At 52.8% G+C, this 212-nt stretch carries 1 protein-coding gene; it reads right to left on the reverse strand.

Annotated elements, in window-relative coordinates; all coding sequences use genetic code 11:
- On the reverse strand, positions 1–212 hold a 212-nt coding region (locus ACNQO6_RS18625), incomplete at both ends, for a hypothetical protein (protein WP_440209933.1).

Consider the following 212-nt stretch of genomic DNA (forward strand, 5'->3'; position numbering starts at 1 on the left):
TGCCGCCAATGATTCCAGTGATTGCACCTAAAGGACCACCTTCGCCACCACCGATACCGCCAGTAATACCACCAATGATGTCAGTGATCGAACCTAAAGGACCGCCTTCACCGCCACCAATACCACCAGTAATACCGCCGATAATGTCAGTGATCGAACCAAGAGGACCGCCTTCACCACCACCGATACCACCTGTAATGCCGCCGATAATG

It is taken from the genome of Acinetobacter calcoaceticus, assembly GCF_051947995.1.
Taxonomy (GTDB): Bacteria; Pseudomonadota; Gammaproteobacteria; order Pseudomonadales; family Moraxellaceae; genus Acinetobacter.